Annotated in this window: 27 protein-coding genes and 1 tRNA gene; 15 read left to right on the forward strand and 13 right to left on the reverse strand. The window is 39.6% G+C overall.

The features are described 5' to 3' along the window. The first annotated feature begins 41 nt into the window (after positions 1 to 41). Together ACXAEO_RS18255 and ACXAEO_RS18260 are read left to right on the forward strand one after the other, a co-directional pair. Positions 42 to 416 carry a YtxH domain-containing protein gene (locus tag ACXAEO_RS18255; RefSeq protein WP_474883431.1) on the forward strand — a complete coding sequence of 125 codons (375 nt, stop codon included), beginning with the start codon at positions 42 to 44 and terminating at the stop codon, positions 414 to 416. Between the two features lie 136 nt (positions 417 to 552). Then, the gene (locus ACXAEO_RS18260) at positions 553 to 1,152 is read left to right on the forward strand and encodes an HTH-type transcriptional regulator Hpr (protein WP_474883433.1); all 600 of its coding nucleotides are present in this window, start codon (positions 553 to 555) and stop codon (positions 1,150 to 1,152) included. Here the strand turns inward: ACXAEO_RS18260 and ACXAEO_RS18265 are convergent. Next, entirely contained in the window at positions 1,149 to 1,493 is a 345-nt protein-coding gene (locus ACXAEO_RS18265; RefSeq protein WP_474883435.1) for a DUF1878 family protein, read from the reverse strand. The genes ACXAEO_RS18260 and ACXAEO_RS18265 overlap by 4 nt on opposite strands. Positions 1,494 to 1,715: 222 nt before the next feature. Here ACXAEO_RS18265 and ACXAEO_RS18270 point away from each other — a divergent pair, with 222 nt between their 5' ends. Beyond that, a complete protein-coding gene (locus ACXAEO_RS18270) occupies positions 1,716 to 1,895 on the forward strand; it encodes a hypothetical protein (RefSeq protein WP_474883436.1) in 180 nt (59 codons plus the stop codon). Between the two features lie 66 nt (positions 1,896 to 1,961). Here ACXAEO_RS18270 and ACXAEO_RS18275 read toward each other — a convergent pair whose 3' ends face one another. Beyond that, positions 1,962 to 2,069 (reverse strand): YjcZ family sporulation protein, encoded by a 108-nt coding sequence (locus tag ACXAEO_RS18275; protein WP_474884280.1) that lies wholly within the window; start codon positions 2,067 to 2,069, stop codon positions 1,962 to 1,964. A gap of 215 nt (positions 2,070 to 2,284) precedes the next feature. On the opposite strand from ACXAEO_RS18275, the gene ACXAEO_RS18280 reads away from it, so the two are divergent. Then, positions 2,285 to 3,139, forward strand: coding sequence for a peptidylprolyl isomerase (locus tag ACXAEO_RS18280; protein WP_474883438.1), 855 nt, complete (start codon positions 2,285 to 2,287; stop codon positions 3,137 to 3,139). A gap of 90 nt (positions 3,140 to 3,229) precedes the next feature. Here ACXAEO_RS18280 and ACXAEO_RS18285 read toward each other — a convergent pair whose 3' ends face one another. The 4 genes from ACXAEO_RS18285 to ACXAEO_RS18300 form a co-directional block, all read right to left on the reverse strand. After that, positions 3,230 to 3,424: a sporulation YhaL family protein gene (locus ACXAEO_RS18285; RefSeq protein WP_474883440.1), complete on the reverse strand. Its 195-nt coding sequence runs from the start codon at positions 3,422 to 3,424 to the stop codon at positions 3,230 to 3,232. Between the two features lie 74 nt (positions 3,425 to 3,498). Continuing rightward, the gene (gene yhaM, locus ACXAEO_RS18290; RefSeq protein WP_474883443.1) at positions 3,499 to 4,440 is read right to left on the reverse strand and encodes a 3'-5' exoribonuclease YhaM; all 942 of its coding nucleotides are present in this window, start codon (positions 4,438 to 4,440) and stop codon (positions 3,499 to 3,501) included. A gap of 128 nt (positions 4,441 to 4,568) precedes the next feature. Beyond that, positions 4,569 to 5,819, reverse strand: coding sequence for an ABC transporter permease (locus ACXAEO_RS18295; RefSeq protein ID WP_474883444.1), 1,251 nt, complete (start codon positions 5,817 to 5,819; stop codon positions 4,569 to 4,571). Next, positions 5,812 to 6,711, reverse strand: coding sequence for an ABC transporter ATP-binding protein (locus ACXAEO_RS18300; protein WP_474883446.1), 900 nt, complete (start codon positions 6,709 to 6,711; stop codon positions 5,812 to 5,814). Before ACXAEO_RS18300 ends, ACXAEO_RS18295 begins: the two co-directional genes overlap by 8 nt. 132 nt (positions 6,712 to 6,843) lie before the next feature. Between ACXAEO_RS18300 and ACXAEO_RS18305 the strand changes: the two genes are divergently transcribed. Further along, positions 6,844 to 7,029 (forward strand): YhzD family protein, encoded by a 186-nt coding sequence (locus tag ACXAEO_RS18305; protein WP_474883449.1) that lies wholly within the window; start codon positions 6,844 to 6,846, stop codon positions 7,027 to 7,029. An 85-nt stretch (positions 7,030 to 7,114) separates the two neighbouring features. On the opposite strand, the gene ACXAEO_RS18310 is transcribed toward ACXAEO_RS18305, so the two are convergent. Continuing rightward, the gene (locus ACXAEO_RS18310) at positions 7,115 to 7,888 is read right to left on the reverse strand and encodes an enoyl-CoA hydratase (RefSeq protein ID WP_474883452.1); all 774 of its coding nucleotides are present in this window, start codon (positions 7,886 to 7,888) and stop codon (positions 7,115 to 7,117) included. Between the two features lie 612 nt (positions 7,889 to 8,500). On the opposite strand from ACXAEO_RS18310, the gene ACXAEO_RS18315 reads away from it, so the two are divergent. After that, on the forward strand, positions 8,501 to 8,971 hold the full coding sequence (locus ACXAEO_RS18315; protein ID WP_474883454.1) for a DUF3920 family protein: 471 nt from the start codon (positions 8,501 to 8,503) through the stop codon (positions 8,969 to 8,971). A gap of 189 nt (positions 8,972 to 9,160) precedes the next feature. Here the strand turns inward: ACXAEO_RS18315 and ACXAEO_RS18320 are convergent, their stop codons facing one another. The 4 genes from ACXAEO_RS18320 to ACXAEO_RS18335 all read right to left on the reverse strand — a co-directional run bounded on the left by ACXAEO_RS18320 (position 9,161) and on the right by ACXAEO_RS18335 (position 13,620). After that, on the reverse strand, positions 9,161 to 10,663 hold the full coding sequence (locus tag ACXAEO_RS18320) for a coproporphyrinogen III oxidase (RefSeq protein WP_474883455.1): 1,503 nt from the start codon (positions 10,661 to 10,663) through the stop codon (positions 9,161 to 9,163). Between the two features lie 203 nt (positions 10,664 to 10,866). Next, positions 10,867 to 11,733, reverse strand: a complete 867-nt coding sequence (locus tag ACXAEO_RS18325) for a Cof-type HAD-IIB family hydrolase (RefSeq protein ID WP_474883457.1) — start codon at positions 11,731 to 11,733, stop codon at positions 10,867 to 10,869. A 241-nt stretch (positions 11,734 to 11,974) separates the two neighbouring features. Beyond that, the gene (locus tag ACXAEO_RS18330; protein ID WP_474883461.1) at positions 11,975 to 12,331 is read right to left on the reverse strand and encodes a YlbF/YmcA family competence regulator; all 357 of its coding nucleotides are present in this window, start codon (positions 12,329 to 12,331) and stop codon (positions 11,975 to 11,977) included. A 158-nt stretch (positions 12,332 to 12,489) separates the two neighbouring features. After that, complete coding sequence (locus ACXAEO_RS18335; protein WP_474883462.1) at positions 12,490 to 13,620, reverse strand: DUF445 domain-containing protein; 1,131 nt, start codon at positions 13,618 to 13,620, stop codon at positions 12,490 to 12,492. Between the two features lie 148 nt (positions 13,621 to 13,768). Here ACXAEO_RS18335 and ACXAEO_RS18340 point away from each other — a divergent pair, with 148 nt between their 5' ends. From ACXAEO_RS18340 to ACXAEO_RS18370, 7 genes are all read left to right on the forward strand, one after another. After that, complete coding sequence (locus ACXAEO_RS18340) at positions 13,769 to 15,124, forward strand: YheC/YheD family endospore coat-associated protein (RefSeq protein ID WP_474883464.1); 1,356 nt, start codon at positions 13,769 to 13,771, stop codon at positions 15,122 to 15,124. Further along, a complete protein-coding gene (locus tag ACXAEO_RS18345; RefSeq protein ID WP_474883467.1) occupies positions 15,121 to 16,194 on the forward strand; it encodes a YheC/YheD family endospore coat-associated protein in 1,074 nt (357 codons plus the stop codon). Before ACXAEO_RS18340 ends, ACXAEO_RS18345 begins: the two co-directional genes overlap by 4 nt. A gap of 15 nt (positions 16,195 to 16,209) precedes the next feature. Further along, the gene (locus tag ACXAEO_RS18350; protein ID WP_474883469.1) at positions 16,210 to 17,559 is read left to right on the forward strand and encodes a YheC/YheD family endospore coat-associated protein; all 1,350 of its coding nucleotides are present in this window, start codon (positions 16,210 to 16,212) and stop codon (positions 17,557 to 17,559) included. Then, positions 17,556 to 18,767, forward strand: a complete 1,212-nt coding sequence (locus ACXAEO_RS18355) for a YheC/YheD family endospore coat-associated protein (RefSeq protein WP_474883471.1) — start codon at positions 17,556 to 17,558, stop codon at positions 18,765 to 18,767. The genes ACXAEO_RS18350 and ACXAEO_RS18355 overlap by 4 nt, the downstream gene beginning before the upstream one ends. 37 nt (positions 18,768 to 18,804) lie before the next feature. Continuing rightward, positions 18,805 to 19,014 (forward strand): YheE family protein, encoded by a 210-nt coding sequence (locus ACXAEO_RS18360; protein ID WP_474883473.1) that lies wholly within the window; start codon positions 18,805 to 18,807, stop codon positions 19,012 to 19,014. Between the two features lie 112 nt (positions 19,015 to 19,126). Next, complete coding sequence (locus tag ACXAEO_RS18365) at positions 19,127 to 20,014, forward strand: PucR family transcriptional regulator (RefSeq protein WP_474883475.1); 888 nt, start codon at positions 19,127 to 19,129, stop codon at positions 20,012 to 20,014. 187 nt (positions 20,015 to 20,201) lie between these two features. Beyond that, positions 20,202 to 21,311, forward strand: coding sequence for an ABC transporter ATP-binding protein (locus ACXAEO_RS18370; protein WP_474883477.1), 1,110 nt, complete (start codon positions 20,202 to 20,204; stop codon positions 21,309 to 21,311). A 44-nt stretch (positions 21,312 to 21,355) separates the two neighbouring features. On the opposite strand, the gene ACXAEO_RS18375 is transcribed toward ACXAEO_RS18370, so the two are convergent. Then, positions 21,356 to 21,511, reverse strand: coding sequence for a hypothetical protein (locus ACXAEO_RS18375; RefSeq protein WP_474883479.1), 156 nt, complete (start codon positions 21,509 to 21,511; stop codon positions 21,356 to 21,358). Positions 21,512 to 21,790: 279 nt separating this feature from the next. Here ACXAEO_RS18375 and ACXAEO_RS18380 point away from each other — a divergent pair. Both ACXAEO_RS18380 and ACXAEO_RS18385 read left to right on the forward strand, forming a co-directional pair. Next, positions 21,791 to 21,861: transfer RNA gene (locus ACXAEO_RS18380), tRNA-OTHER, on the forward strand. A gap of 35 nt (positions 21,862 to 21,896) precedes the next feature. Continuing rightward, entirely contained in the window at positions 21,897 to 22,118 is a 222-nt protein-coding gene (locus ACXAEO_RS18385) for an alpha/beta-type small acid-soluble spore protein (RefSeq protein WP_078408540.1), read from the forward strand. 67 nt (positions 22,119 to 22,185) lie between these two features. Here the strand turns inward: ACXAEO_RS18385 and ACXAEO_RS18390 are convergent, their stop codons facing one another. After that, entirely contained in the window at positions 22,186 to 22,920 is a 735-nt protein-coding gene (locus tag ACXAEO_RS18390; protein WP_474883482.1) for an amino acid ABC transporter ATP-binding protein, read from the reverse strand. Positions 22,921 to 22,922: the final 2 nt, after the last annotated feature.

Here is a 22,922-nt window from a genome sequence, read left to right on the forward strand (position 1 = left end):
TAACAACAGATATGTCCTATTTCAACAAAGGAGTGAAAAAAATGAGTCGTATCAAATCAATTGCGCTAGGAATCCTAACAGGGGCTGTCGCAGCCTCGGGAGCTATCCTTCTATCTACGCCCTACTCTGGCAAAGAATTGCGCTCCAGAGCAAACAGCGTCAAAACAAAAAGCAAAGATACGCTTCTTGAATTAAAAAGTCATACTACAGAGGTAAAAGAGCAACTTCAACATACCGCACAAGTGAGCAATACTATCGTAAAAAATATTGCAAACGACCTCACCCAATCCGTCGAACAATGGAAACAAACAACCCTTCCACATCAGCAAGCCATCCAGCTTCATTTGGAAGAAATTCAACACTCATTAGAAAATCTTGAACAACAAATGAAACATACAAAGGAAAAAAATGAATAATTAGCGAAAAAGAGAAGGAAAATCCTCCTTCTCTTTTATAATTTAAAAATTTCGTAAATTTATATCTTTATAAATTTTTATTTTATTGGCATAATAGAAGATAATAATAATTGAGTAGGGTAAAGTAGGTGAAGAGATGAAAAGTGATGAAAAAGAGGTAAATTTGAAAGAAGCAATGCTATTTAGCCAGCGTATGGCGCAGTTAAGTAAAGCACTATGGAAAACCGTAGAAAAAGATTGGCAGCAATGGATTAAACCGTATGACCTGAATATTAACGAGCATCATATTTTATGGATCGCGTATCATTTAAAAGGCGCTTCCATTTCTGAAATTGCCAAATTTGGCGTGATGCATGTTTCCACAGCTTTTAACTTCTCTAAAAAATTGGAAGAGCGCGGCTTGCTCGAGTTTTCTAAGAAAGAAAACGACAAACGAAATACCTATATTAAGCTGACAGAAAAAGGCGAACAAATATTACTAGAAACAATGGAAAGCTATAATCCAACGCAAAACTCTGTTTTAAGTGGGTCATTGCCGTTAAAAAACATTTATGGAAAATTCCCAGAATTCATTGAATTAATGTCTGTCATTCGCAAAATTTATGGCGAAGATTTTATGGATATTTTCGAACGATCCTTTCACAACATTGAACAGGAATTCGTCGAGGATAACGGGAAATTAGTCAAAAAAGAGGAAGCATCCGAGATAACGGCCGGAGAAATCGTCCCTCATTAATCTGGTATGCGTTCTATAATTTCTGAAAATTCTCTCATCATCCCCTTGTATAGCCCTTGTTTGAACAGCGTATCAATCGCTTCATACGGGGCTATCTTGGGAGTGAGCATTCCAACAAACTGCGTAAGAAGTGGTACATAATCGATCAGCCCTTCTGCTTTTTGATTCATGTACTTTTTATTCAATTCTTCACAATTTTGTAAAATGTCATCCACCTCTTGTTTGGTGAGCTCTTTTTCAATGACAAGCTCATAAAAAGGTTTATCCTTCAAATTGGTGTGTTTCCATAATAGTTGAAAATAAAACTCAAGACGATCTAATCGAGATTCCAACGATTCCATCGAACAATTCTTCTCCTTTTCCCCAAACGTGAATGTAATCTTCCCGTTCCTATCTCTTGTACCCACTTATCCCCCATCTTTATTCTATCTATTTCTTTCTTTTTTTGGTATTGTTAATATAGTACGGTATGTCTCCTTATACCTTTGTATCTCTTGATTATGTTGGAGATTAACATATAAGTCATACGAATTCATTATTTCAATGCTGGGGGAATGTCTTGAATGACTGCATTTTTTATCGCATTTGCTTTATTTATTTTATTTTACATTAATACATTAACAAATACATTATGTATTCAAAAAGAAATTCCAGAAGAAAAACAACCTAAAGTGTTTCGAACGATTAATGTTCTCATAACCATTTTACTAATTTCTTCTTACGTTGAAGTGTTATTTGCTTAAGAACCAAAAACGATGAAGCCTCCGCTTCATCGTTTTTTAGTTTCACATATCCGTTCTTATCCATCATTAACACCAAGACGCACCAACAATAATGAGTAGAATGAACAATACGACGATTAACGCAAACCAACTGTTATAACCGCAACCTCCAGACATAACGAGCACCTCCTTCATCGATGGATACTTCATCATATGCAAAAGTACCAGCTTCCGTTTAGGCGAATAACTTAAAGAAATGCGAAATCCTCAAGGCGGTTCTTCTGAGCCGTTATTCATGGAAATACTTTCATTTTGATTCTCTTTTCGTTACAATGAGAGAATGTGATATATTAACCAATACGGGTTGAGTATACTGTCAGTCAAAATTGAAAGCAGGAGTTGTTTAAACAATGAAAAAAAGCTTAATTGCCTTAACAACAGCAGCAAGTATGATCGCTCTTACAGCTTGTAACGGAGGCGGAGACTCTGAAGTTGTTGTAGAAACGAAAGCTGGAAACATTACAAAAGACGAACTTTATAGCGCATTAAAAGACCGCTTAGGAGATGAAACCATCCGCGATTTAGTGGATGAGAAAGTCCTAGGGGACAAATATACAATTACAGATCAAGAAATTGATCAAGAACTCGAAAGCTTAAAAGAACAGTACGGGCAGCAGTTCGAAATCGCGATTGAGCAAAATGGCGTTGATCAAGTAAAACGGATGCTAAAAATTGATTTACTTCGTGAAAAAGCGGCAACAGCAGATATTGAAGTGACGGAAGAAGAATTAAAAGAAGCTTATGACGCGAAAAAACCAGAAGTACAAGCGAGTCATATTTTAGTAGCGGATGAAGCAACAGCAAAAGAAGTCAAAGAGAAGTTAGATAATGGAGAAGACTTTGCGAAGTTGGCAAAAGAATATTCTCAAGACCCGGGATCAGCTGAAAACGGAGGAGACCTTGGATTCTTCGGCCCTGGAAAAATGGTCCCTGAATTTGAAGAAGCGGCTTATGCACTAGAAAAAGATGAAGTGAGTGAGCCTGTTCAATCTTCATTTGGCTACCACATCATTAAGCTAACAGACAAAAAAGAATTGAAGTCATTCGAAGATATGAAAGCGGAGCTTGAAAAAGAAATTAAGCGTTCTAAGCTTGATCCAGAAAAACTCCAAAAAGCAATCGAACAAGAATTGAAAGATGCGAAAGTCGAAGTCAAAGATGAAGAATTGAAAGATGCATTCGAAACAGCTGAATCTCAAAACTAATTAAAGAAAGCCCGGTAAACCAATCCATTCACATTAAGGATTCGTACTACCGGGCTTTTTTTCCAATATGAAGCGTGTAAACGATACTTCTTACAGCAAACTGCTTTCGTTTACTTGCTTTCGCTTTTTCCGCTCTACTTCCATACGCTGAATATAAACTTGTCCTTCTTTTTCAATATACACATCATCGATTTCACGCTCTTTGTGTCCTGTACGAATAGCCATAAAACCGCTGAAAAAAATACCCATAACAATTAAATAGATCCAAAAAGGTAATGTAAGCATCTTCCACATCCCCCTGATTTGATTGCGATTTATTACACTATATGTGTTGGAGGATGTTTTTATGACAAGCCTTGTTACTTAATAGATGGTTTATAGAAAGAACGATTATCAAGGGCAAATACTCTCTCCGTAAACTCACCTGGCTTCACTCGTTCAAGTGCACGGTCCAGCATGTTCATTTTGGCATCAATATTATCAATTAAATGCAGCATTTCCGCTTCTTTAATAAGTGGAGGCTTCGGACTGCCCCATTCCGCTTTTCCATGATGACTTAACACTAGGTGCTGCAGCAGCATAACTTCTTCTCCATCGATATTCAGTTCCTCTGCCATTTTACCGATTTCGTTTACCATGATGGAAATATGCCCAAGTAAATTCCCCTCCACCGTATACGTTGCACCAATCGGGCCCGATAATTCCATGACCTTCCCAAGATCATGCAAAATGATGCCCGCATATAATAAATCTTTATTTAAGGACGGGTACAGTTCTGCCAGCACTTTCGCTAAACGAAGCATTGATACAACATGATAAGCAAGACCTGAAACGAATTCATGATGGTTTTTGGTCGCTGCCGGATATTCTAAGAATGCACCTTGATATTTGTTTAAGAGTTGCCGAGTAATCCGCTGAATATTCGAATTGTTCATCTCAAACACAAATTGGGTAATAATTTCAATCATTTCTTCTTTTTTCAAGGGCGCTGTTTCCAGGAAATCTGCAATGCTTACCGCTTCGTTCTCCTGCGCAGGACGGATCTGACGAATTTTCAGCTGATTTCTTCCTCGGTAACTCATAATCTCTCCTGCTACTCGTACAATCTTTTGCGAAGCATAATGACCTTCGTCTTCTGATGAAGCATCCCAAAGCTTTGCTTCAATCTCTCCCGTTTTATCTTGAAGAATTAATGTCAAAAATGGTTTGCCATTACTCGCAATCCCCTTTGTAGAAGACTTAACTAATAAATAGACATCGACTTGCTCGCCCACCTCATAATACATAATGCCTTTTTTCACGGCGGTCCCCTCCCTGAATCAGTTCAATAGTTGTTTAGTTATAGCATAACGCTTTTGTGAGGCTTTACACAACCTATGTGTATGATGAGAATATTTTTTCACAGCGTCTGCCAGGGATGCATACTTAATTATTTTTTCTTTTCTCGCGTTAATTGAAGCGCCTTTTTAATATCCTTTAACGATGATGATTGACCATACATAAGAACACCGCCCTTATACACTCTTGCTCCAAATACTCCGAGCAACACAATTGTTATAATAAGAAGAGCAATGGATAATAGAATTTCCCATGTCGGTATGTCGAGCATTCCTACACGTAAAAACATAATCATAGGAGAAAAAAAGGGAATGAATGATGTCACTTTAATAAATTCTGCTTCTGGATTGCCTAAACCGAACATCGCAATTAAAAAAGCAGCAACAATTAGTAAGGTCATCGGCGTAATCACGGGCTGAACATCTTCTGTCCGACTGACAAGCGAACCTAAAAAAGCCGCCAGCGTCGCAAATAAAAGGTAACCAAGTACGAAAAAAAGCAGCGCATACATTACCGTCTCCGTCGGAATTTCCGTCATTCCCATTGAACCTGTCCACTCTCGAAGATCTGCTAGGTTACGCTTTAATGAAGCATATCCCGTTAATAAAATGACGGACATTTGGGTCAAACTTAACAGCGCAATTCCTGTTATTTTTGCAAACATTTGCGTAACAGGAGCCACACTTGATACTAAAATCTCCATCACCCTTGATGATTTTTCAGTCGCTACTTCCATCGCAATCATGCTTCCATACATAATGACATTCACATAAATAATGAACAACAGAACATAAACGAGGCCTCGTGCCTGATTCAACTCTTCTTCCGTTTTTGCCTCTTTAATCAATGCTTCCTGATCAAAGGCGGCCGGAGCATATAGTTGCTCCAGTTGATCTGCTGTCAAGCCAATTTCACCTGCAGCGATGGAAACTTTCGTTTGCTGCAAAGCGTTTTTTAGTACATTTACAACTTGAGAATCGGCTAAGGACTTTGCTTTATAAACCCCTTTCGGAAAACCTGCTGAAGTCTTTTCAAGGAGAATATACCCCTTAATTTCTCCTCTCTCTACCGCTTGGGCTGCTTTTTCTTCTTCTTTATACTCCGTCCACCTAAAAGATGGATTCATGCTTTCCACCTGCTGTGTAAACGGCACCTGCAATTCGTTCGTCGAATCGATAATACCAATATGAGTTTGTTCATCTTGTTCAAAAAAATGAATGATCGTATTAATATTCGTAATTCCAATGAGAATAAGAGCCGTAAGTAACGTGGTCAAGATAAAAGATTTTGTCTTTAATTTGTGAAGATACGTGTGACCAACAATAATCCAAAATTTATTCAAAGGAAGCACCTGCCTTTTCGATGAAAATATCGTTCAAAGAAGGTTCTTCCAACGTAAATTTCCTTACAAAAGTCATCTCCGACAGTTCTTGAAAAATGCGTTGGGACACAGCCTCCTCCGCAATTTGCAGTTCAATTCCTTCAGCCGTCTTCTTCCAGCTAGTCACACCGTCGAGACGCTGGAGCCTTTCGAGATTTCCCTCTGCATGGACAATGACATTTTTCTTGCCGAATGCACGTTTTATCTCCGTCAGTTTGCCTTGAACAATGGGTTTCCCGCGATGCATAATGCATAAGCTTTCACACAACTCTTCCACATGCTCCATTCGATGACTTGAAAAGACAATCGTTGTTCCTTGTTCCTTCAAATCCAAAACAGCTTCTTTCAAAAGCTCCACGTTCACAGGATCCAATCCACTGAATGGCTCATCTAAAATAAGAAGCTGCGGTCGATGGAGCACAGACGCGATGAATTGAATTTTCTGCTGGTTTCCTTTGGAAAGCTGTTCTACCTTTTTAGTTGCATAGTCAGGCACTTTAAACCGCTCCAGCCAATACTCCATTTCCATCAAAATTTCCTTTTTTCTCATTCCTCGCAAGCGGCCTAAATAGACAAGCTGATCCCTCACCTTTAGTTTCGGATAAAGCCCTCTTTCTTCAGGCAAATAGCCAATTATATGGCTTTTTTTATATGTAATATTTTGCCCTTCCCATAAGATGCTCCCTGCCGTCGGTTCAAGCAATCCTAGAATCATACGAAAAGTCGTCGTTTTTCCAGCCCCGTTTGCCCCTAAAAATCCAAATATTTCTCTTTTCGGAATTTGTAGCGTTAAGGCGTCTACTGCTGTGAATGCCCCGAACTTCTTGGTCACTTGATTGATACTTAAAGACATTTAAGCCCTCCTTAAATTTCCTTTATCTAGTATTACGATTCAATGAAAAAAAATGTTTCATAAAGGGACATAAGCAGGAAAATCCCTGTCAAATGAGAATATTGTACGTAACCAAAAAAGGAGGATGAAAAAATGCGGGCTTATACATTAACAGTCTTTGAACAAAACGGAGAGAAACTGCTTGACGAAACCATTGAAGCAGGCAATGATACAGAAGCAAAACAAGCAGGTGAAAGCAGATTAGCAGAACTCCAGTTTCAGGACAAAACACACCGTTTTACTTCTCCAGAAGGAAAGCTGCTTCTTTTTCATCGTTGAAACAAATAGACTGTCTGAAAAGAGGAAAACCCTCTTACTAGACAGTCTATTCTATAAATGAACCGTTTTACCTTGACTCTATTTATTATCTTCCTGTAAATAAAGGTCGCCTTTTTTCTAAAAAAGCTTGAATTCCTTCACGATGATCCGTTGTTTTTCTCATTTTCTCCTGTCCTTTTCTCTCAGCATCTAAAACCGATTGAAGTTCAGTGGCCGTTTGCTGAATATAGAGTTGCTTCGTTTCTCTCATCGCTAACACTGGTTTCCTTTTCCATTCATCTACTTTCCGATATACCGCTTCATCCGCTTTTATTGCTGATTCATCAATGATGCCCATTTCTTTCGCCTCATCACCCGATAATACCGCACCATTCCAAATCAGTTGCTTTGCTTGCTGCATGCCCAAACGTTCCTTTAAAAAGTAATGGGCTCCGCCATCTGGCATTAAACCAATTCCAATAAAATTCATCGCTATTTTCGCTTGCTGCTCTGCTATGGCATAATCACATGCAAGTGCCATACTAAGACCAAGCCCGGCAGCCGATCCATGAACACTAGCAATGGTCACCTGAGGGAGTGTATACAATGTGAAGATGACTTGCTCGATCATGTCCATGATATGTGAAAATAATTCACCACCGTCCAGCGCTGTCATCATTTTAATATCTCCTCCTGCTGAAAAGGCCTTTCCTCTCCCCTTTAAAATCAAAAAATCAGCAGAGCTTTTCCTTACATCGTTTAACGCTTGAAGCATCTGTTCAAGCATTTCTTTATTCAGTGCATTAAATGATTGGGGGCGATTGAATTCCAATACAGCTACCTGCTCTTCGTACGTTAAATGAACAACACACTCTTTCATTGTGAACATCTCTCCTTTTTAAGAACGTCAAACATATTGGCATGAATGAACGAACGCTCCGTCAAGATGCCCCACTCCTCTGCAGATTGGAACGTCCACATTATTTTGTCTATCAGTTTCACTATATGCAAATAACCCTCACATCACTGTCATTGATTTTATAATGTAAGCAATTTCTTTTGCCTCGATGCGTATAATAAGATAAAGCCATTCTCGGTTCATGACTTTTGCTGTGACTAGAATGTAGTGATTGCATTTCCCTAGATGTGGGGATAACCCACACTCTCTACAACCGATTCCTATTACTAATATAACAGCTATTCACATACCATAAGGAAAGCGTTTTCATTTTATGGTTCTATATATAATTCAACATATTGGATATGTATACCTGCTACGAACAAATCGATTTAGGAAATATTTCATCTATTGATTCTGCTCCCCCTCACTTCTTCATTCTATTACTCATATCCATCATACTATCTAACTAGCAGAAAGCATGCCTAAAACAAATGTTTAAGCCGCTTACATGTATGGGAAATGTCAAAACATCCAAAAATGCTAGTAAATCATCAGTCGCACGATGATTTCATCGAAGATAGGAGGAATGACATGAATCTCAAGGAAGCTATGCTCAGACGAAATGTATATCAACAAACAAGTCAATGGTACGTATTAGATGAAGACTTTTCATGGGATTTAGCCGTTTTACGCCAAAAAGTGTTTGCTTGCATCGGACCGAATGTCCATATACCAGTCGTTTTTTGTGATCAATGTGAAGCCAATAAACTTGTATCAGAATTAGGTGAAGAAGAAGCGGAACATTTACACTTTGCCTCTGGGGTATATTGGAGAGAAGTTGGCATTGTGTTTATATTCCGTTTCGATGAATATCTTCCATTAATGGAGACGATTTTTCACGAACTTCGCCACGTTATGCAAGAGGACATCCCTGAATTGCAGGCACATTTTGAGTGGGATAAAACCATTCCGTACGAAGAGCGAGTGACGGAAAGAGATGCATTTCATTATGCAAAAGTTCATTTGGATAAATACATTCAGCAAAACTGCTTTCCTATCTAGTGTCCTATGAAGATTAACAAGGAGTTACTCCATACCTCCTCCTTCCTACAGAAAATCACTAGTTCTCTATTTCATGCAAAACGGACCGTTTCTCCAACCCCTTAATCTTACTGGTTTTTCGTAACGGTCCATTTTGCGCGGATGTCTGAAAAGAAGTGTTTTTCAAACAACCTGTATGTCATACACTCGTCATTCGCTTTGAAATAAATCATTTAAAATGTTAATTTTTTGTTCTGTATAATGCTTAAACCCATCATTATAAGATTTTGGATCTTTCGGATTGGCGAAGCGCGTAATTTTTCCTGTTTGCGGATGGACAAACTTACTTGAAGCACCACACCCTAGTCCAATAATGCATTGTTGCTCTTCCATAATCATAATGTTATAAATGCTTTCCTGCCCCGGGAATGAATACCCTACATTTTCTAAGTTGCCTAAAATGTTTTTTTGGCGGTATAAATAATAAGGGACATATCCGTGTTCATGTGTCCATGATGTAGCCATATCCATCATATCGCTAATTTCTTCACGATCTGCCACTTTATACTTTCGTTTATTTTTCGTCATTTCCGATGCTCGCTTAAACGATAACGTATGAACAGTGAGCGATTCTGGCATCAACTTTTCAGTTTCATCCAATGTATGCTGGAATTCTGGAACACCTTCTCCTGGCAGTCCGATAATTAAATCCATATTAATATTGTTCATACCCATTTCACGAGCTAGTTGGAATTTAGTCACGGTTTCCTCGACTGTATGATGGCGGCCAATTGCTTTTAAGGTTTCTTGCGTATACGACTGCGGGTTAATGCTGATCCGGTCAATTTTCCATTTTTTCAGTACATCCAGCTTTTCTGGTGTAATCGTATCCGGTCTTCCTGCCTCTACAGTAATTTCCCGAATTTTGTCCACATCTGGAAATGACTGATGCATTTCTTCATACAACATATCCATTTCTTCGGCAGTAATGCTTGTCGGTGTTCCCCCGCCATAATATACGGTCGTAATTTTAATGCCTTTCTCTTTCAGCCAGCGGCCAATTTCGCGCATTTCGTAATGAAGACCACCTAAGAAGGAATCCACTGAACCTTGCCTTCCGTTGATGGCATATGCAGGGAATGTACAGTATGCACATTTAGTTGGGCAAAACGGAATCCCAATATAAATACTTACTTCATTTGATAAATCGTATAAGTCCGGTACAATCGTTAATTGTCGATCGACAATTTGCTGCATAAGCTCGATTTTCTCATCTGTAATTAAATATTGTTCTTTTAATTGTTGATGGGCCTCTTCCTTTTGCACCCCTTCACGCAATTTTTTATGAAGAAGCTTCGTCGGACGAACTCCCGTTAAAATTCCCCATTTTTGCAAAATACCTGTATACTCTTGCAAGACGGTTAAATAGACATGGAGCACCGTATTTTTTATTTGCTTAAACCGCTCTTTTTCTGTCTCGAAACTAGCTAAGTCTTTTTCAAATGAAGCCTTGTACGTACGCTCAGTTCCTTTTTCCATTAATAAAGCCGTCGCAGTTGTCGATTCTTCAATGTTTAACTCAAACGCCACTTCAAGGTCCGCATTTTCGAACGGTTGTTGTGATACTACGCTTTCTTCAAAAAACAAATCAGCAATCAATTCCAGCGGACGCTGAAAACGTTCATCACTTAAACCTTTAATATATATATTCAATCATATCACCTTTCAAATCACATATATGAAACTTCTATAAGTGTACAAAACATGGATTGTTAGGTCAATCTCCTACATTCATTAACAAATTCTACTAACAGACCATTGTTTAACATATGCACAGCACTGATCTTCTCCAACCAAAAAAGACAGCTGAAGGGACAAGACCCTCACTGTCTTTCTATTTATCGTCTTCTTTATTTTTAATGATTTAAATATTGGAGATAGCCGATTCGCTGTTGTTTTCGGAAAAGCTCTTTAACCATGTAGGCAACACCGTTCTCATCGTTTGAACGTGTAACCCATCCTGCCACTCGTTTCAGCTCTTTCGGAGAATGCCCCATAGCAACACCCATTCCAGCCTGTTCCACCATCTCGATATCATCAAAACAATTTCCGATAACAACGACTTCATTCATTGGAATAGATAAATCTCTCGCAACAAGCCGGAGACCTGCCGCTTTTGTTGCTCCTTTTCCCGTTATATAGCAGCGATTTTCTGTTGGATACGTAAACCACTCAATGTCTTGAAAAGCAGAGGAAATCGTTTTTTCTGCCTGCTCTTTTTCTTTAGAAGTAGAGAAATATACTTCCAATTTCGGTGCAGATAAAGGTTCATTCATGAGTGTATCACCTAACGAATCCACAAATTGCGTCGGATAGAAAATCGGTTCACCTGTACGCAATGTCGCTTTAGAAAGGACGCTTCCTTTTAGTTTCACTCGATTCCCGATGGAAAAACGTTCATGCATAATGCGAATATGACAATCAAAGTTTTCTAATATTTGGACTAAATTAAACATCTTTTCTTCACTAATTCTTTTTTCATATAGAGGCTTATCAATGCTTGATGCGACAAAGCCACCGCTATGGGTAATAAGCAATGAAGGCGGCAACTTCAATGCTTTCGCAATTTTTTTAGCCGATAAAAAGTGGCGGTTTGTTACGAGTGTTACGTATACCCCTTTATCTTTAACAAATTCAATCGCTTCTTTTGTTTCACGAGCTAATCGCCCTTGAGTATTTAAAAGAGTTCCATCAATATTCAGTGCTAATAATCGATAGGTCATGTGAGGATCTCCTCTCCCTTTGGTGTCAAAATTAACCTACTACACCATTATGATGGTTTGCCCCACTTTAGAACTTTCATAAGGAATTCTGCTAAGTCCTAAACACTTACGAAAATAGCGGTCTGTCTGTTTTACACAAAATGGACCGTTGCGAAAATCCTTTCGCAACGGTCCATTTTGCTTCGCCATGTAAAAAGAGGAGATTCCTCTCTTTTTACATGGCTCCTATTTTATTTTCTCCTTACTGCTCAGTCGGCAGTCCGTATAATTCTTCAAGCGGCTTCGTAATAATTTTGTTTAAATCCATGAAAAGCGTGTTCATTCGTTGTTCTGCTTGCATTAATTGAGAAATGACTGGGTGCTGTTGTACAATCGCAACCGTTTGTTGTGCTTCTTGTACTTCTTGCTCTGAAATTTCTTGGCCCATCATTTGTTTTTGTTGAAGTCCAATTTGTAAATTACGGAATTTCTCAAATAATTGCTGTGCGGCAGCATCAGCATTTACTTGATCATATAATTTCTTTAACTCTGTATATTCATTGCTTTGGCGCAATGCTTTCTCCAAATTATAAGCATAATCGTACAAGTTTACAGACATAAAAAGAATCCTCCCATTGTGAATTAAGGTCATAATATGGCCTTTTCCTCTTTCACTATAACAAACTATTCAATAGGATGCATCTTCAGAACCATCTTCCATTAAATCAAACGGATATTTTAGTAGAAGGATTCTTTTTCAACTGCCATGATTAGCTATCAAATGAACAAAGCCAACAACCCTTGGAAAGCCCCGATGAACGCTCCAAGCAAAGCCCCTAAATACGTAATCATTTTAAACTCTCGGCGAGAAATGGATAAAACCATGTCTTCCAATCGCGCTACTGAAAACGACTCCACTTGTTCTCTTACAATGTCTTCTAACTTTAATTGATGTAAAAGCATATCCATCTTCTCTGTTGCAAGATTTCCTGCCTTTTGAATTATAAGCGGAATGGCTTGGACAATTGGTTCTCGGAACGAAGCAGCTAATTCATAAATAGACTTGTCAAACAAGTTATTAATTGGCGCAAGTTTTTGGACCGTTTGTTCAATTAATGAAAGCACCGTTTCTCTGCCAATGAGCGCTTCAACTTCTTCTACTTTCTTTTCTTTTAGTTTCTTCCACTCACCTTCAAGAAGGTTTTCAAACAACTCTTTTGCTCCTTCATGCTGAAGAAACTTAATAATCTCAGGCTGTACTTTATCGACTACCTTCACATTCCCTAAGAACATTTGCACCATGTTCCCAAGCATCCCTTTATTCATAAGGAAGTCATCAATCATTTTTTCCAGTCGCTGTTTCCCTTCAGCGCTTGCAAAATAAGCAGCCCCCTTCTCACAAATAAAACTAGCTAATTTAGGAATGGCTCCGTCTCCTTTTTGCAATATAGCAGGCGGTAAAACATCCGCAAGACGCTTACTCTTATTTCCATTCATTTGTTCTTCGTATTTGCTCTGCAAAAAGGCTTGCAGTTTTTGTTCTGCGCGGACTCCAAGTCTGTCATAACCGAAAGCTTCTCCAAGTTCATTTACTGTTTTTTTGGATTGCAGTGCACGCACAACTTCTTGATGAACAAATGCCTCAATCGCTCCTTGAAAAGCGGGATCATTTAACTTTCGTTTCAAGCTTTCTGGGGTCACTAAATGTTCTACAACCATTTTCCCCATTTGAACCGCCAACTCCTGGCGACGCTTCGGAATGAGACCAGGTGTAAACGGCACGCGCTTGCCAAATATATATTTAGCTTCATGTGGCTGAAACAGCATTTTAATAGCTAAATGATTAGTAAATCCTCCGATAGCTGCTCCAATGCCCATCATGATGATGACAATGAATAATTGCTCCATTTTTCTCAACCTCTCAAACTAAATTTCCCTCATAATCACGGACAGTCAATGAATGTTTGGAACACTCATTTTATTTCACCGTTTTGTTTTTTTCTCATACGATACATTATAAACATTCGCCCAATAAAAAACGAGGACTATGATTAACATGATTATAAAAGTGCAGCCTATTGACAATAAAACTGAAGATCTTATCGTGCAGATTAGTCATCAGCTCATTCAAGCATTATCGCTTCCAGCTGATATGACTCTTTGCTGTGGTCGAACGAAGGTAAAAGCTTCCATTCAGTCCATTCAAAGCGATGAAAATATTATGTATTGTTCCCATTCTTGCTTACACGCACTCCACCTTCCTGCTGCAAATTTTACAATCCATGCCAAAAAGACGGATAGCCATCATCTCACTTTAAGTCCTGTCATGGCCGTTTTAACAGAAATCTTCCCTGAACAGGAAGAAACGCTATTTGGCTCCATTACAACCTTTTGCAAAGAAATGGCACTGTATTGCAAGCAACACGGTTTTTTCTTTTACGTTTGTTCCTTACCCAGCTTGCTCACTTCTTCTACCCAAGGGTACACATATACACATGGTCAGTGGCGTTTATCTTCTGTTCCATACCCAACTGTCATCCATAATCGGCTTCACTCACGCAAAACCGAAAAATCTTCTTTATTCCAACAAGCTGTTCATATGCTGCAAGATGAAGGAACCCCTTATTTTAACGCGCATTTTTTCGATAAATGGTCTATGTTTGCTTTGCTGAATCGTTTTGACCACTTACAGCCGTATCTGCCGGAAACATACCAATTACGAAAAAAAGAAGATGTCATCGATGCTTTGTCCGCCCACTCTTCCATCTTTTTAAAGCCCGTTCATGGCAGTCAGGGAAAGCATATTTTTCGCATCGAGCAAGAAATGGGATTATATCGAGTTGATTATACGACCTTTTCCCAGCCATATGAAAAAGAATACACCACTTTCCAAAGTTTATTTGAAGCCTTATATACGCAATTAAAGAAACAAGGGTTTGTCATTCAAAAAGCGTTGCCATTGCAAATCTATAAAGGTTGTCCATTTGATTTTCGTATCCTATGTCACCGGGTCAAAGAAACAAATTGGAAGGTGACGTCTGCGGTAGCGCGTATCTCCCAACCAGGACATTTTGTATCAAATCTAGCAAGAGGAGGAGAAATAGCGTCCGTTCATCGTGTACTCCAAGACATTTATGATCGCCAAACCGCTCAGCAATTGACGAAACTGCTGAAAGAACTCGCCTTAGACATTTGCCATTGTATCACCATTTCAACAGACGGTCTTTTCGCTGAGCTCGGAATTGACTTAGCGATTGATCAAGACGGACACCCATGGATTATTGAGGTTAATACGAAACCATCTAAACAGCATGATTCTATGACAAATAAAACCATTCGCCCTTCCGCAAAGGCGATTGTCGATTATTGCGCTTATCTTTGCGGACATTCCATTGAGGAGGGATCTCTATGATTTCTTTTGGCTTTTTAACCATTCGCCCGCATCAGGAACATACCTATGCAACTGAAATAGCGAAACGAGCGCATGAATATGGTATTGATTGTTATCGATTCACCCCTTTTTGTATACACCCCGGTGATCATCTTATACACGGAGAAAAATATGATGTATCCCAAAAAGAATGGGTAAAAGAGACGTTCCCGATTCCAACCTTTATATATGACCGTTGCTATTATAAAGAAGATTCATTTTCAAAACGTGCCAAGCCCATCGTTCAATGGTTAAAAAATTCGCCGCTCACGACCTTTTTAGGACACGGTCTCCCAGCTAAATCAGACATATATGAAGCGCTCAACGAGCACAACGTCTTGTCTGCTTATATACCGGAAACCGTCAAAGCAGAATCTTCCCGTCATATTTTGCAAGTGCTTTTTAAACAAAGAACCCTCTTATTAAAACCAGTTCAAGGTTCTCAAGGGCGCGGCATCATGCTCCTCTCTTTCTATGGAAAGCAGTTGAAAATTCAATCTCAAAAAGGCCAGGAGCTCGCTGAAGTCAGCTTTCAAGATGAAGCTTCCTTTCATGAGTGGATGTCACGAAAAATGGAACGAGGACCTCTCTTAATCCAACCTTTTTTAAACATCCATAATTATGATGGAAAACCATTTGACATCCGCATCTTGCTGCAAAAAGATGAACAAGGGAAATGGAAAGAAGCTGGAAGAGGGATTCGCCAAGCTCAAAGTGGGCAAATTTTGACGAACATTAGCCATGGAGCTGACATTCTCGCTTTTGAGGACGGTCTTCATAGTTTCTCCCCACCCCAAAAACGATTTATTTGTGATGAACTTGATAGCATTATTCCGATTATCCCAGCCGTTCTTGAGGAAGCTTTTTCTCCCCTGTTCGAATTAGGGGTTGATATTGGCATTGATCGCAAAGGTGCCATTTGGCTGCTTGATGTGAATTCTAAGCCCGGACGGAAAATTGTCATCAACACTTGTCCAGACGAAGAAGAAGCGTTATATCGACGTCCACTTCTATACTGCCGCTATTTATCTGAAACAACATTGACTGTTTAAAAAGGAGGGGTTCTCTTGATTGAACTTACCATCACCGAGGAAGAACAACCGGTTTTCTATCTTCCTGCAAGCTATGAACAGACTGGACTTGAAGCGGTATCATTCGGAGGAAGGACGACTCCTTGTACCGTTCAGTTTCTTCCTGAACTGAACGACAAGGCGATGATTTCTTGTACTCTCCTTCAAACATTGAATCTTCCTTTTTGTCAGTCTGTCCATCTTTTTTTCCATGACGGAACCATTCACATCGGCCCACTCATTGGCATTTTCTCTGCAGGGTTCACCGGTTCCAAGCTACGCCCAATTGGACAGCGTTCCATTTTCTTTTCCAAACTGCTTGGGACAGCCAAACGAACAGGAGGCTACGTCTTTCTATTTGGGGCGCATCATGTAAACTGGGAACTCGGGCTTATTAATGGATATTTCTATACAGAAGACGGCTGGGTCCAAAAAGAAGTTCCTCTTCCTCATGTGATTTATGACCGCTTACCAAATCGTCGGACAGAAAGTTACGATTTATGCACAGAAGCCAAAACAAAACTTCAATCGGAATACTTAATTCCTTGGTACAATCCTGGATTTTTCAACAAATGGGACGTTTATGAACAATTACAAAAAATAACCGAAACAAAGCAGTTCTTGCCTGAAACATATCAATATCCGTCCATAGAACGGATTCAGTCCATGCTTGAAAAACATAATGGCATCTTTTTAAAACCTATGAACGGCAGTTTAGGTAAAGGCATTTTCGAGATTACCCGCTCCAGAGCATCAGAAAGTTACCATTGCCGCTATCATGACGGAAAACAAAACGTTGTACGCACCTTTCAACAGTTGCCACTGCTGCTTTCTCATCTTTTTCAAAATAAAAACCGAGATGACTACATCGTACAGCAACGAATTTCTCTCATTCACTTTCAAGACCGCCCACTCGACTTTCGGATTCATACAAATAAAAATGAACAAGGGGATTGGGTAGTCACAGCCATCGCCGCAAAAATTGCAGGAAAAGGCAGTATAACTACACACTTGAATAATGGAGGCATGGTTAAAACACTAAAAGACATTTTCCCTTCCTCCAAACATCGCCATGTAACCGAGGAGAAATTAAAGCAAGCCGCTCTACTCCTCAGCAATACACTTGATACCTCCGTGAGCGGATTTATTGGTGAAATTGGCTTTGATTTCGGTTTGGATCAAAACGGAGACATATGGATGTTTGAAGCTAATTCTAAACCTGGACGCTCGATTTTTGCTCATCCAAAGCTATTTGAACAAGAAAGACTGACAAGAACACTTTGCTTAGCGTATGGGACTTATTTGGCTGAAAAAAGCATTCTGACTCCTGAGGACCTTTACACATGATGACGATTTACTTTGATGACGCCAGCGACACATGGTATCACAAAACTCCTCATCAATCATGGACATGGGGTCATCAAAAAATCGAATTGCCATTCCAAGCAGACATTCATTCTTCTATTGCTTTTTCTATGTGTACATTTAAAGGAAAAGCAGGACCTGTAATTGGATGGCTGACAAGCAAAGAAGCGGCAGCACGATTAAACGGTCAGCCGAGCGGACATATGGGCGACCTTTATGATGCGATTCAGCAGCAAGGCGGGCTTCTGGTCGTATTTGCCCCAGAGGATATGAATACTTCTCATACTCAAGGAAAGATGTTTCATCCACATACCGGACAATGGATTAATGTATGGACACCGTTACCTGATGTTATTTATAACCGTTTTCCAGGGCGTAAGCGCGAAAAAAAAGGAGTATGCCGCCCTATTCTTAATCTTTGTCAGCGTGAAGGCATTCCCTATTTTAATCCCCACTTCTTTTCGAAATGGGATCTCCATCAACTGTTCGTTCAGCATCCTTTATTAAAAAACCACCTGCCTGAAACATACCAGTATGAGAACAGTTTGACAGCTAGCGAAATGCTAGCGCGCTATCCGGCAATTTATATAAAGCACTCAGAAGGAAGTAAAGGAAAAGGGGTTTATCGAATATCGAAAACACTTGAAGGGTGCTTTCTCGCCGAGACAATTCAAACCGCTAGGCTATATAGCAGCCTAGAGGAATTACTTCATGCCTCCTTTTTCAATAAACAATGGCTCGTTCAAGAAGCCATTCCATCTGACTTAATGGACGGCAAAAAATATGATTTACGTATTATTGCTATGAAATCTGGGAAAAAGCATGAACTAGCAGGTATTGGAGTTCGCCAATCTCTCACACAAGATGTCACCACACATGTCCCAAACGGGGGACGCATTATCCCTTTCTCTAACATAAAGCCACACCTTGATTTGCCCTTAATTACCATGATTGTAGAAGCATGTGGTCAACGAATGGAAGAGCAATATGGATTGATTGGCGAATTTTCCATCGATATGGCTAAATCAGCAGAAGGACATTATTATTTGCTCGAACTGAATGCCAAACCGATGATCTTTGATGAAGCAGATATTCAACAACAACGCATCACTCGGTTGCTTTCATTATTTTATCAACTCTCTCATTTTCCTTGTTCTCTTACCGTAAGAAGCGGTCACATGCTACACTAGAGATGAAGAGTTAAAATCGTTCAAAGGAGGACATAGGATGATTTCACACTTTCAATATCGTCCATTATACAAACATACCGACATACCTGGTTGGTCCCTTTCTTTCTACTACAACGGCAACTATTACGAGGCTTTATACCACCGTAGCGGCGAAATTGAATGGGTCAGCATTTCTCCTCCTGCTTCCATCATCCATGATTTGTCGTCCCAAATTCACGAACTCATGCTTTTCCATGTGTATGATTAAACCATTCAGCAACAAGTCAACATATGGCGGCAGACGCCTTGCAGAACGCTTTTCTGCCGTCCATACATATGTTAGAATTAGCATTAATATTTTTTGAGTGGAGAGATGGCAAATGATTGACCGTTTAAAAGCACACTACGGAGCGCATGCTATTTTTTCATCGACTCCCTTACATCATGATCACATGGCATGGTTTGAAATCGAAAAGAGCAGCTACGTCGGAATTGAAAAAAACGTTCTTTCTCCAACAGATTTAGAGCTTTTATCTATTTTTCTCACGCCTTGCCAGCCTAAACAAATGCATCTTTCTCCTGAAAAAGCCTACTGGCATCGTTTGCTTTTTCAACAGCCCGATGAAACAATGTCAGCGGAGCAAGATACCCGCATTCAGTTCATTCATTTCTCCATCGCTCATCCGATTCAAGGACGCCATGAATTTGAAGAAGCATTAAAAGGGCTGTATCATCCTCATGTCATCATTATGTGGGAAAACGATCAAAATGGAGTAATTGTCGAAAAATTCCATGAGATGGTGTTACCTGATTATAGCCTGGATGCGATCATTGATGTGCTGATTAGCGATTTTGGTACAAACATGCAATTTTTTGAAGGACAAGTGTATCATTTGCCTGTGAAACCCGGCCGTCAGTTTCAGCTTGAGAAAGAATGGTTCCAACTTTGCCAACCGATTCTCGACCAAGAGAAAGTAATTCGAATGACAGATGTATTTGCTCACCTGCTTCTTGCCTATACACCGAATTCATTAAAAAAAGAACTTCGGTATGCACTTCATGATGTCGCTCAAGATGATGAGCTTCTTAAAACGATTAAAACGTATCTCGAGTGCAATTTGAACGTTTCACTCACCTCTAAAAAGCTTTATATGCACCGCAACAGCCTGCAATACCGCATTGATAAGTTCATTGAAAAAACGGGCATTGATATTAAAAATTTTCAAGGAGCTGTTACTGCCTACTTAGCTGTATTAGCAACCGAGTAATGAATGGTGCTCGCATAGATGCGTTCCTTATAATAATAAAAATGAAAAACTAAAAGTAAGGGTTTTCGTCACTTTGCATGAAAACCCTTACTTTTTTTGTGCATATTGTCCATTTACTCGAATCGCCAAACCTTTTACACTGTAATTAATAGAAGAAACCGTTTTCATAAATAGGGAGGTTCTACAAATGGCAGAATTACGCTTAGAGCACATTTATAAAATTTACGATAAAAACGTGACCGCTGTTAAAGACTTTAATCTTCACATTCAAGATAAAGAATTCATCGTTTTCGTCGGTCCGTCCGGTTGTGGTAAATCAACGACTCTTCGAATGATTGCAGGTCTTGAAGATATTTCAAAAGGTGACTTTTTTATTGATGGCAAACGTGTAAATGATGTAGCACCAAAAGACCGAGACATCGCGATGGTATTCCAAAACTATGCCCTTTACCCACATATGACAGTGTATGATAACATGGCATTCGGATTAAAATTACGTAAGTTCGCAAAAGAAGAAATTGACCGACGCGTAAAAGACGCAGCCCGTATTCTTGGCCTTGAACAATATTTAGAGCGAAAACCAAAAGCTCTTTCCGGCGGTCAGCGCCAGCGTGTTGCTTTAGGACGTGCCATCGTTCGTGATGCAAAAGTATTCTTAATGGACGAGCCATTATCAAACTTAGATGCTAAACTTCGCGTTCAGATGCGATCAGAAATTGCTAAGTTGCACCAACGCCTGCAAACAACAACAATTTATGTAACACATGATCAAACAGAAGCGATGACAATGGCTACTCGCCTTGTTGTTATGAAAGACGGAATCATCCAGCAAGTTGGTTCGCCAAAAGATGTATATGAAAAGCCAGAGAACGTATTTGTCGGTGGATTTATCGGTTCTCCTGCCATGAACTTCTTTAAAGGAACATTAAAAGACGGTACATTCCATATGGGAGAGATTAGCGTCGCTGTTCCAGAAGGTAAAATGAAAATCTTGCGTGATCAAGGATACGTTAATAAAGAAGTCATCCTAGGCGTCCGTCCCGAAGATTTCCATGATGAGCCTGTATTTATTGAAGCGTCACAAGGTACGAAAGTGAACATTAAAGTCGATGTCGCTGAGTTAATGGGTGCGGAAACTATGCTTTATGCCCAAATTGACGGTCAAGATTTTGTCGCCCGTGTTGATGCCCGTACAGAAGTAAAACCAGGTCAACAAATTGACTTAGCGTTAGATATGAATAAGTCCCATTTCTTTGATGCAGAAACGGAAAGCCGCATTCGTTCTGACAAAGAATAACCGAATAAAGAACAGGAATCCGGCGAAGGATTCCTGTTCTTTTTTTATTCAGTAATCAGTTTTACCTCTTCATAGTGGCACATTGGACAATAAAAAAGATGCGCGCACTGGTGCTCAAGAAATGTTACCGAAATGCCATCTTCTTGTTTCAACTGGTCAATCTCCATATACGCACTGTAATCATCAAAATAATCCATCACCCGGCCTGCTTCCTCTGTATGATGACCACATTTCGAACATCGGAAATGAAACTGATAAAATCCATTACATAAAGGACACATATGACTCATGCACTCACTCCATTTAACCAGTGGGTCTTTTACATGAATAATATATGTCAATCGTTGAAATTATAAACAACGGATACCACGCACAAAATAGTATTATTTACCAAGTTATTAAGCGCATATCTTCATCGCTCGCGTTCCATAATACTATTAACACAACGGGACGACGCCAGTCAAGGCAACTCCCCCTACTGGGTTAAGCCGAGGAAGGCAACGGATTAAACAAATCCGTCATGCTGGTTCAAGTCCAGCTAACCCAACCATATTAACCAAAACTAAACGAGGAGATGAATCAACTATGCAACAAAATCAAACATCATCAAGAAGCAATTCGTCAAATCAACTTTTAGTTCCTGGTGTACAACAAGCTTTAGATCAAATGAAATATGAAATCGCATCTGAATTCGGTGTACAATTAGGTGCAGACACGACAGCTCGTGCAAACGGTTCTGTTGGTGGCGAAATTACAAAACGTTTAGTTCAAATGGCTGAGCAGCAACTTGGCGGAAGCTACAAATAAGATACACAACTTCATAAACATGGCAAAAACGCCTCGGACAAAAGCCCGAGGCGTTTCTGATTGTGCTTTATTGAATCATATTTAAAAACTGGCGGGTCCGATCTTCTTTTGGATGTTCAAAAATCTCGATTGGGGTTCCTCGTTCTACTATGACCCCCTGGTCCATGAAAATCACTTCATCCGCTACTTCTTTAGCAAATCTCATTTCATGTGTAACGACCACCATCGTCATTCCAGCTTTCGCTAAATCTTTCATCGCTTTGAGCACTTCGCCGACAAGCTCCGGATCTAGCGCGGATGTTGGCTCATCAAATAGCATCACTTTCGGCTCCATCGCCATTGCACGTGCAATGCCTACACGCTGTTGCTGTCCTCCGGAAAGTTGGAACGGATAATAATCTTTCTTATCTCCCAAACCTACTTTCTCCAACAAAGACTCCGCATGTTGACGGGCTGTTTCTTTTTGAATGCCTTTCACCATGACAGGGCCTTCCATCACATTTTGCAAAGCCGTCATATGTGGAAACAAATTATAATTTTGAAACACCATACCCGTTAACCGGCGAAAAATGGCTATGTCTTTCTTAGCCACTTTTTCACTAAAATTCAACGTTTTCTCGTCAATGGATATGGTCCCTTCAGTCGGTGTCTCTAAAACATTTAAACAGCGTAAAAATGTCGTTTTTCCCGAGCCTGACGGACCAATCACCACAACCACTTTTCCTTCTGCAATTTCAAGGTCAATCCCTTTTAAAACACGAAGGTTGTCGAATGATTTATGAAGATTTTTTATGCTAATCATAT

The sequence above is a fragment of the Bacillus sp. ABA4_010 genome (assembly GCF_056159105.1).

Bases quoted from the DNA above. Each gene is read 5' to 3' on its own strand.
- ACXAEO_RS18255 (WP_474883431.1), top strand. From the start codon at position 42: ATGAGTCGTATCAAATCAATTGCGCTAGGAATCCTAACAGGGGCTGTC.
- ACXAEO_RS18260 (WP_474883433.1), top strand. From the start codon at position 553: ATGAAAAGTGATGAAAAAGAGGTAAATTTGAAAGAAGCAATGCTATTT.
- ACXAEO_RS18265 (WP_474883435.1), bottom strand. From the start codon at position 1,493: ATGGAATCGTTGGAATCTCGATTAGATCGTCTTGAGTTTTATTTTCAA.
- ACXAEO_RS18270 (WP_474883436.1), top strand. From the start codon at position 1,716: ATGACTGCATTTTTTATCGCATTTGCTTTATTTATTTTATTTTACATT.
- ACXAEO_RS18275 (WP_474884280.1), bottom strand. From the start codon at position 2,069: ATGAAGGAGGTGCTCGTTATGTCTGGAGGTTGCGGTTATAACAGTTGG.
- ACXAEO_RS18280 (WP_474883438.1), top strand. From the start codon at position 2,285: ATGAAAAAAAGCTTAATTGCCTTAACAACAGCAGCAAGTATGATCGCT.
- ACXAEO_RS18285 (WP_474883440.1), bottom strand. From the start codon at position 3,424: ATGCTTACATTACCTTTTTGGATCTATTTAATTGTTATGGGTATTTTT.
- ACXAEO_RS18300 (WP_474883446.1), bottom strand. From the start codon at position 6,711: ATGTCTTTAAGTATCAATCAAGTGACCAAGAAGTTCGGGGCATTCACA.
- ACXAEO_RS18305 (WP_474883449.1), top strand. From the start codon at position 6,844: ATGCGGGCTTATACATTAACAGTCTTTGAACAAAACGGAGAGAAACTG.
- ACXAEO_RS18310 (WP_474883452.1), bottom strand. From the start codon at position 7,888: ATGAAAGAGTGTGTTGTTCATTTAACGTACGAAGAGCAGGTAGCTGTA.
- ACXAEO_RS18315 (WP_474883454.1), top strand. From the start codon at position 8,501: ATGAATCTCAAGGAAGCTATGCTCAGACGAAATGTATATCAACAAACA.
- ACXAEO_RS18325 (WP_474883457.1), bottom strand. From the start codon at position 11,733: ATGACCTATCGATTATTAGCACTGAATATTGATGGAACTCTTTTAAAT.
- ACXAEO_RS18330 (WP_474883461.1), bottom strand. From the start codon at position 12,331: ATGTCTGTAAACTTGTACGATTATGCTTATAATTTGGAGAAAGCATTG.
- ACXAEO_RS18335 (WP_474883462.1), bottom strand. From the start codon at position 13,620: ATGGAGCAATTATTCATTGTCATCATCATGATGGGCATTGGAGCAGCT.
- ACXAEO_RS18340 (WP_474883464.1), top strand. From the start codon at position 13,769: ATGATTATAAAAGTGCAGCCTATTGACAATAAAACTGAAGATCTTATC.
- ACXAEO_RS18345 (WP_474883467.1), top strand. From the start codon at position 15,121: ATGATTTCTTTTGGCTTTTTAACCATTCGCCCGCATCAGGAACATACC.
- ACXAEO_RS18355 (WP_474883471.1), top strand. From the start codon at position 17,556: ATGATGACGATTTACTTTGATGACGCCAGCGACACATGGTATCACAAA.
- ACXAEO_RS18360 (WP_474883473.1), top strand. From the start codon at position 18,805: ATGATTTCACACTTTCAATATCGTCCATTATACAAACATACCGACATA.
- ACXAEO_RS18365 (WP_474883475.1), top strand. From the start codon at position 19,127: ATGATTGACCGTTTAAAAGCACACTACGGAGCGCATGCTATTTTTTCA.
- ACXAEO_RS18370 (WP_474883477.1), top strand. From the start codon at position 20,202: ATGGCAGAATTACGCTTAGAGCACATTTATAAAATTTACGATAAAAAC.
- ACXAEO_RS18385 (WP_078408540.1), top strand. From the start codon at position 21,897: ATGCAACAAAATCAAACATCATCAAGAAGCAATTCGTCAAATCAACTT.
- ACXAEO_RS18390 (WP_474883482.1), bottom strand. From the start codon at position 22,920: ATGATTAGCATAAAAAATCTTCATAAATCATTCGACAACCTTCGTGTT.